Here is an 8,173-nt window from a genome sequence, read left to right on the forward strand (position 1 = left end):
ACCACTCGGCGCCCGGCAAATAGACGGAGATCGCAATGGACACAATCATCGGCGCATACGCCTTGATATGGTTGTTCCACAGGTTGTCGATGACCGGGACACTGAACATCCCGCCGAACAGGAGCCCGCTCGGGTCGGTGCACGTCATCGGGTTGTTGTAGCAGTACCCATAGCGGTTGAAGTTCTGCAGGTTGCCGGCGTTCTGCACAAACGGATCGGCCTGCATGAACCGCCCCAGCGTTGGGTCGAACAGCCGTCCGTTCATGTGCACGATGCCCACGTCGTCCAGATGTTCGTGCCCGGTCCATCCGCGATCGTCACCATTGTTCGTCCCCGTCGACCAGTCGATCACCAGGTTGCCGTTCGCATCGTAGTTGCCGTTCGTGTAGCGTCGCTTGCCGAACGGGTCATAGCTGTAGCGCGCCGTCACCGCTCCCGTATGGTCCGTCGTCGTGGCCAGACTGCCCAGGTGATCCTGGTGCCAGTACTCCACCTTCACCAACGTCAAGCTCGAAACCGCCGGCGGCGCCGTTTGTCCAGCAGCCAGGCTCGGCAGCGCACCGGTGCTGACCAGCACGCCGATCATCTGGCCGCCGGCACTGATGTAGTGACGATTGCTCGTCGTACTGCCCGACTGCTCGCTTTCGAAGGACAAACCACCCACGTTGTCCGGATGCAGATCCCAGGTCGTACGCGTGCCCGATCCGTTCGTACGGCTTTCCTTGATCCGCTGGTGGTTCTCGTCGTATTGCCACACATATTGCGTACCGCCCGGCCCCTGCACGCCATTCTGGCTGTCCGGCAGGTTGAAGCTCGTGTACGCCACGCTGCGCCAGCCGCCGTTGTTGGCGGTCTTGACGTTGCCGTTGGCGTCATAGGTATAGCTGGCGCTGAAGGCGCCSGACACGCTTTGCAGCGCATGCGGACCCKTGCCGCCCTGCGCCGGATAGGTGTAGGCACCGACATCGCTCTTGTACAGCAGCATGCCCAGCGCGTTGTATTGCAGGCTGACCGTGCGCGCCAGGTTCGGAATCGCCGGCGCATTGACGGTGTAGCTTTGCAGGCGACCGAGGCTGTCGTAGACGTAGCCGTCRGTCACCGCGCCGGTCGTACCGTCGCCATTGGCRTCCGTGCGGCCGGTCAGGTGATTCAGGCTGTCGTAGACATAGCTGTAATTCATCACCGCCGTCGYCGTGCCGGTGCCAGCCGTCTGGCCCAGGACCCGACCCGTCTGGGCATCGAAGCTCGCCTTGCTGACGACGTTGTTGCCATAGACGAATTGCTCGGCCTTGCCCCAGGCGTTATAGGCTTGCGCCTGCCACAGCACGCTGCCAGCGGTCAACGTCGCGCCCGGCCCAGGTGTGCCACCCGCGGTAGCGGGCAACGGATTGACCGTGGCGGCCTGCGCCAATGTCACCGTATTGAGAAAACCTTTGGCCGTGTAGTTGTAATTGACAGCCAGGCCGGTCGGCCAGGTCTGGCTGGCCAGTCGGCCATTGACGCTGTCGTAGCTGACCGCCGCGGCGAAACTCGGCCCGTTGACCACACTGGTACGCGTATTGATTGGCCGCCCAAGGCTGTCAAAGACAAATTTCTTGTTGATGCCGTTGGTGGTGCTGGTTTCGCACAGCTTGCCGATACCCTTGGCGCAAGTGCTGCCATCGGCATACTGGTCGTAAGTCCAGGTACTCGTGTATTCCGGCTCGACCCGCTGCGTCAGGCGGCCCAGCAGATCGTAAGCCAGGGTCGTGGCCTGGCTGGCGGCGGCCTGGTTGGCCGTTTGCTGCCACACGATCTGGCCCAGCGCGTCGTAGTCGTATTGCGTCGTTCCGGTATCCGGATCGGTCAGGGATACCTTGCGGCCGCGAATGTCGTAGGCAACAGTCGTAATATTTTGCAGCGCATCCTTGGTGACGACCAGGTTGCCAAAGGCGTCGTACTGGTATGCCACCTGGGCACCGTACGCGTCGGTCACGCGCACGACCTTGCCATCGACATTCTTTTCTTCCGTGCGGGACTGGCCCTTGTCGTTGACGGTAATCGTCGTCAGGCCGGTGTAGCTGAACGTCGTGATCGAAGCCTGGGCGCTGCCGCGGCTGCCGAAGGGCACGCCCGCCAGGCCGCCCTGGCCATCGGCGACGTAGACGATCGTCGCGCGGCCCAGCGCATCGTAATCGGTGCGGGTCTTGCCGTAGCCCGTGCTGCCGCCATTGACCGACAACTTCGTGTCGAAGAAGTACGGCTGGGTGGTGACGATCGCTACCCCCTGGGCGTTGTAATCGACGTCCTGGACAATCAGGCGGCTGCTACCGCCGGGCTGGGTGGCGCCATCGAACGCTTCGGTAACCGTGCGCAGCTTGCGCCCGGCACGGTCGACGTACACGCGGCTAAACGGACCGTTCTTGACATCGTTGGTATCGCGCGGCTCGGTGTGCACCAAGCTGACCGCATCGGCCGGAGCCTCACTGGTCGATAGTCGCGAACACAGGTCACTGTTACTGTTGGGATCGACACCACCCAGGAAGCAATAAGCGGTCACGGTGCTGGTGCCGTCGGCGCGTTTTTCGCGCACGACGCGGCCGAAGTCATCGAGATCCCAGGTGGTGGTCAGGGCGTTCGGGCCGGTCAGGCTGGTGGGGGCACCGAAGCGGGGATCGAAGACCTTGGTCTCGGACCGGCTCAGGGCATTGGTGACGACGGTGGGAAAGGCGCCAGCCGGCACTGGAACCGCCGTGCCGGAGATCGTGGCCGACTGCGCGTCAAAGGTGCTGCTGCCGGTGCGCGAGCTGAACAASGCGCGGCCGCTGGCATTGGCGCAGTTGGCCGTGGTTGCCGTGGTCTTGTTACCGTAGGCATCGTATTGATAGGTCGTCGTGACGCACAGGTTCGGGTTGCCCGGCTCTACGGTTTCCGACTTGAGCAAGCCGGTCGTGTCGTCGTAGTCGAACGCGCTGGTCCGGCTGTAGCTGTACGGATTGGTCGGCACCTGAGCCTGGGCGCCCGCGACGACGACGCTCGCAAGCAGCATGAGGCCGGCCGACAGCAATTGGCGCATGCCGCCAAAAGGTTTGTTCTTGTTCTGGTGGGTCATCTATCGATGCTTTCCGTATGACTGGTCTGAATTGGCGTGCCCTAGGCGGCGTAACATCGCCGTCCAGGCACGCCAGACTTCTTCCTCTATCCGGTTATCGGTTCTAATCGTCGTTCAACAGGAGATTGACGACGACCTGAATGGCTGCCAACGTGGCCGGATTCGGCGTCACTACCGAACCGGGCGGCAGAGTGCCAGCGGTGGCTGCGGCATTCGGCGCCGTGCCGGCACTGGTCGCAATGCTGCCCAGGCTATTGGGCACCGTGTTCTGCACTGTGGCAGTCTTCAGGCGTCCAAGGAGCCAGTTGTCGCCCGCCGTATTGGCGTCACGGTAAACATTGGTCGTGGTCTTGGTGAACGTTTGAACCGCACCCAGCGCGGTGCCGGTCGTACTCACCACCACTTGAGTCGGGTTGCCGCCGTTATCAAACGTGTTGGTCGTGGTCACACTCGGCAAAACATTTCCGCCCAGATCCCAGCCGTCTTCCTTGCTTTGGTACAAGTACGGCTGCTTGACTTGCGCAGTGGTCGGGCACGGTGCTGCGCTCGTGGCACTCGCCTCGGCGCCGGCGGCAGCCGTCTTGTCGCAATAAATGAAGGTGCTGCGGCTCAGGACCTGCGGACTGGTCGCGTTCAACGCGCCAAGACGCGTTTCCGTCACGCTCGCCACGCCGGTCTGCGGACCGTCCTGCAGGAATTGGGTCCACACCGTCAAGTTCGAGCCGTCCGGCGCCGGGCTTTGCCTGCGCGTCTCGCGGAAGCCAAGCCAGCCGCGGCCATCGGCGGCAGCTTTCAGCCCGGCATACGCATACTCAGTGTTAACCCGGTTGCTGCCCACGCCGCTGTCCGCCGAGGTGGTCGCCACCACGTAGGTCGGCACGGTCAGGTCAACCACGGGATAGCTGGCGGCATTGGTCGCGCTGCCGCGGTCACTGGTATAGCGGGCGCCCAAGGAACCCGAGACCGAATTCGTCAACGGGACCCACGTCAGGCTGGTGGTCAGGCCGGTGGCCGTCGTGACCGACTGCAACTGGTCCGCCGGAGTGGGATCCGCCTTGACGTACAGTTGGTTGATGGTGTCCGTATTGGCAGTCGGATTGGCCACTACGCGCAGAATCTCGGTGGTGCCACGGCCGGTGAAGTCACCCAGGTAGTACGCGGCCGTGCCATCGCTCTTTTGCAACTGGACGTTCACCAGGGAAAAGTCGGTCGCTGGGCGGAACGTGCCGTCACCATTGGACAAATACACGACGTTCTTGCTGGGGTCGTCATTCCAGCTCAGGATGTCGCCGCGGCCGTCGCCGTCGATGTCGGCCACCGACACGCCGACGGTGGTGCCGCCCATCTCCTGTCCTGCATTCGTGAGATTGAAATTCGTCGCCTTGCCGCTGTTGGTGTCGCCGGCAGCTGTGCCGCGCGAAATGGCCAGCCACTGGCTATACCGGTTATCGGACGGATACAGGCAATCGGTCCGTCCATCCCCATTGACATCGATGGCTAGACCACAAGCGATGTTGGACACGGCATTATTCGGTGCCAAATCGAAGTCGCCGGTGCCTCGCGAAATCCAGGTGCCGGAATTGACGACGAAATCTGCGGCGCCATCGCCATTAACATCCAGCACATAGGGACGAGACCACAGGACTCCTGACGTCTTGTTCAGAGGCTGCGCATAGACGGAACGATGCGCCAGATTGGTGGTGGTGCGTTCCGTAAAGGTAACCCCATTGGCAGTTTTCGTGGCGACATAGACGTGCGTGCAGATCGTCGACGCGCACAACTGCGCATCGTTGGGCGGCGCATAAGGATACGGCTGGTTGACACTACTCGGCGGGTTGCTGGTGGTATAGGCCGGAATAATCGTCGTGACGATATCCATCAGGCCGTCATTGTTCACATCGATGAGATGGAAATTTGCGCCAGCCGTTTGCGACAATCCGTTGATCGTGGACGGGATACAGTAGCCGGTGCTGCCGGAGCAGTTCGTGATTGGCGTCATGGTGCTCACGACCTGCGAGAAATCGATCCCGGTAATCGTGGTGGCCGCAAAGGTGCCATTCCCATTGTTCACATAGAGAATGTTCTGGACCGTACCGCACGAGGCATTGGAACTCGAGGTCGCCTGCATCACGCGCAGGATATCCGGCAAGCCATCGCCATTGAAATCGGCCACGTACGACTGGTAACAGCCGTCGCTCTTGAGCAGGTTGCTTCCCGTGAGGTTGAAGCTTATGGACTGCGAAAACGTTCCGTCCCCGTTCGAGAGGTAGAGCGCATTTTGCGCTGGCGTGTCCGACCAGCGGATGAAATCCGTCCTGCCGTCGCCATTAAAGTCTCCCAACAGCAGGCCATAGCTACTCGCCGTGTTTTGCATGGGCAGCGTCGCCAGAGCGCCGCTCCGGAAATTGGTATTGTAGACATAGCGGGCCGAGCCACCTGCGGCATAATTGAAACTCGTCCCCGGCATGCACTTGGTTTCGTTGCCGTTGCATTCGACGATCTTCGTCAGCCGGCTGCGGTTCGTCACCGGTCCCGAGTCGTACGTCAGGCGGTACGTCTTGACATTCACCGCTCCGGTCGGAGGGGTAGCCTGAACCACGTTGGCAGGCCAGTTGATATAGGTGCGGATCTTGCTGAGCAATCGAACGCTCACATTTTTACTACCTTGGTGGTACGCTTCGCTGCGGTCTTGCGGCCCATTGACGTTGTCGGCCCGGTCCACATACTCGAACACCACTTTGTTGCTTGGCAGTTGGCTGCCATTGCCGGTGTAGCGGATTTCCGTAACGTTCCACTCACGTCCCGGGACCACCCCGCTGGCGTTCGCGCTACCCCAAGTCACGTCGCGCTGTTCGTACTGGAAATCGATGTAGTTGCCCACCGTGTCGCTGATCCGGCTGACCGGCCAGGCCACCACAAGATTCTTGCCTTGCGCGGTAATTTGCGCATTGGCCGTCGTGTTGCTGTTAACGCCGTATTCGTAGATCTGGCCACTCTTGGTCCAGACCTTGAAATACGCCGGGCCATTGTTCGGATCGCCATTGGCAGAGCCATAGCCGCGGATGCGCGCATACATATCCTTCTCGGTACGGTACTCACGCACCATGCCGCCACCACCCAGGGCATCGTTTTGCTGGAACGGGTTGGTCACGCCAGGGTTAGTCACACTGCCGTTGACCACGACACCATTACTATCGGTCTGGATCAGACGCTGGCCATCCAGGCACAATTTGTCGTTGCTTGTGTAATCGACCGGGCGCGCATAGCCATCGAGCAGTTTGCTGCCCGGACAGCGGGTGATCATCGAAATACCTTGCACGGTCCAGCCATAGCCGACCGGGCCATTGACACTGCTGGCACTGTAGAGAAAACCGAGGTTGGGCGCCATGCCGGCGATGCCAGGAGGTACGACGATAGACTGGCTGTACGACGGCGTACCGCTGTCTGAGATTGATACCGGACTGGCAGCCTGCGCTGTTACACCAAGTGTCATCAAAAGCAGCAGTGCACTGCCGCTTCCCGCCACTATTCGACGAAGATATCCAATCTCGTTGCCTTTACCATGTGTCGTCATTGTTTACTTCCCCTGACAGCCGGAAGAATGGAGAGGCATGATGTAGCCATTGCTGGCGGCATGCGAAGTCTCTTCCCGCTGCTTGTGTTATTAAAAACTGTTGAGGCCGGCACGATAGCCGTCATTCATCTAATTTCAGCGAATCAAACCGATCGCGAAAGATAATACTTACGGCGTAATGTCACCGATATATACCGGCACAGGAGCCAACCCGTACGTAGCTATGGTCGAGCAATTCCCGTCGCCGTTGAAGTAAAACTCCGCAGTTCCGTCTTTTTTCTTGATTGCCAAAAGCATACTCGTCCACATTGCGCAGGTTGATGTGCTGACTTGATTCCTGTCACTGGAAAGACTGCAGATTACCGTGTAATCCCCCCGACCGCTGTGCAGGACATTAACCGTGCCATCTTGATAAACCAGCACGTTCACGACCTTGACGCTGCAGGAATAAGCTGCCCAGGCATGCATGGGCAGCAATAAAAGAATCAAAAAGAATTTTTTCAACATCGTTTCGCACTTCTATTTAATCAAACGATCATTTCAAATCTTAAAGCCCAAACACAGGAAGCATTCGGCCCCATCCATCCTGCTTTAACCCTTCAAATCCGGACCGTTCAATGTTTCGTAGCTTCGGCCATTGCAGGGATTTCCATTACCGCAAACGCCATTACCTACGGCATAGACCGTCTTCCCCGAAACTTTCGCAGCCAATGCGGTTGAAACCAGTACTCGGCCAAACGATGTGCCAGGATCGATTGCATATATCACAACATTACTAAAACCCGACTGGCAAGTAGTCGCCGCACCGTCGAATCCGCCCCCGATCACTGCGATGTAAACGAGCCCGTTATAAGGAAAAACACTGAAAATTGCTCCCTGATAGGCAGCTGCCGCTGCGATGGACGGTGCGAAAAATACATGCCACCGACGTTACCGCGAGAAGGAGCTTCACCATAAATCTTCTTAAAAAAATGCGCTAAGCTCCTAATTATCCTCTTACCCCAGCACTCAATCTCTTTATCGGGCCCGGCAAAGCGATGACTGTCGTAAGCGACCGCCAGATCAAGAGTTATCTCGTGGAATCGGATTTTATTACAGCATCAAAGTCGGAATTCTATCCAATTGCCACCACGCAACAACCCTGAGGAATTGTAGACACAGCCAGGCCACCATAAGTATCTTTCGTTGTCATGACACTGTGACGCAAAAGGTCCGCCCGACGCATTTGGAGAGGCGTGAACAGATGTCGCGACAAGATGTACTAACCTTCTAGAAAGTAAAGCTATGCTTGCGCGGCGTACCGGCATTCCTGCTGGCGAAAGAACGATTGGACCATCGCCGGTAACTTCTGAATACGGCGCAAAGCACCGAGAGCGAGTTTTTTCATGCCGTCTTTGTCCTGCACGAATTGCTTGCTGACCTGGCGTTTCACGTGTGCCCATACCTGCTCGTCGGGATTCAGGTGCGGCGAATAGGGCGGTAGGTAGAAAAGTTTGAGCGCACCGTCA

4 protein-coding genes are annotated in these 8,173 nt (G+C 59.0%); all 4 read right to left on the minus strand.

Annotated elements, in window-relative coordinates:
• Nucleotides 1-3,091, minus strand: a 3,091-nt coding sequence (locus tag AC1DYX_RS24635; RefSeq protein ID WP_477263765.1) for an RHS repeat domain-containing protein, incomplete at its 3' end; no start/stop codon positions are given.
• Nucleotides 3,092-3,194: 103 nt separating this feature from the next.
• Entirely contained in the window at nt 3,195-6,665 is a 3,471-nt protein-coding gene (locus AC1DYX_RS24640; RefSeq protein WP_477263767.1) for an FG-GAP-like repeat-containing protein, read from the minus strand.
• Nucleotides 6,666-6,833: 168 nt separating this feature from the next.
• On the minus strand, nt 6,834-7,172 hold the full coding sequence (locus AC1DYX_RS24645) for a hypothetical protein (protein WP_477263769.1): 339 nt from the start codon (nt 7,170-7,172) through the stop codon (nt 6,834-6,836).
• A gap of 775 nt (nt 7,173-7,947) precedes the next feature.
• Nucleotides 7,948-8,173: transposase (locus AC1DYX_RS24650; RefSeq protein ID WP_477263771.1), on the minus strand; the 226-nt coding region annotated here is incomplete at its 5' end.

The organism is Massilia sp. P2_C2, assembly GCF_056404615.1.

What these genes read in the sequence shown, in the direction of transcription:
- AC1DYX_RS24640 (WP_477263767.1), bottom strand. Translation starts at nt 6,665, where the DNA reads ATGACGACACATGGTAAAGGCAACGAGATTGGATATCTTCGTCGAATA.
- AC1DYX_RS24645 (WP_477263769.1), bottom strand. Translation starts at nt 7,172, where the DNA reads ATGTTGAAAAAATTCTTTTTGATTCTTTTATTGCTGCCCATGCATGCC.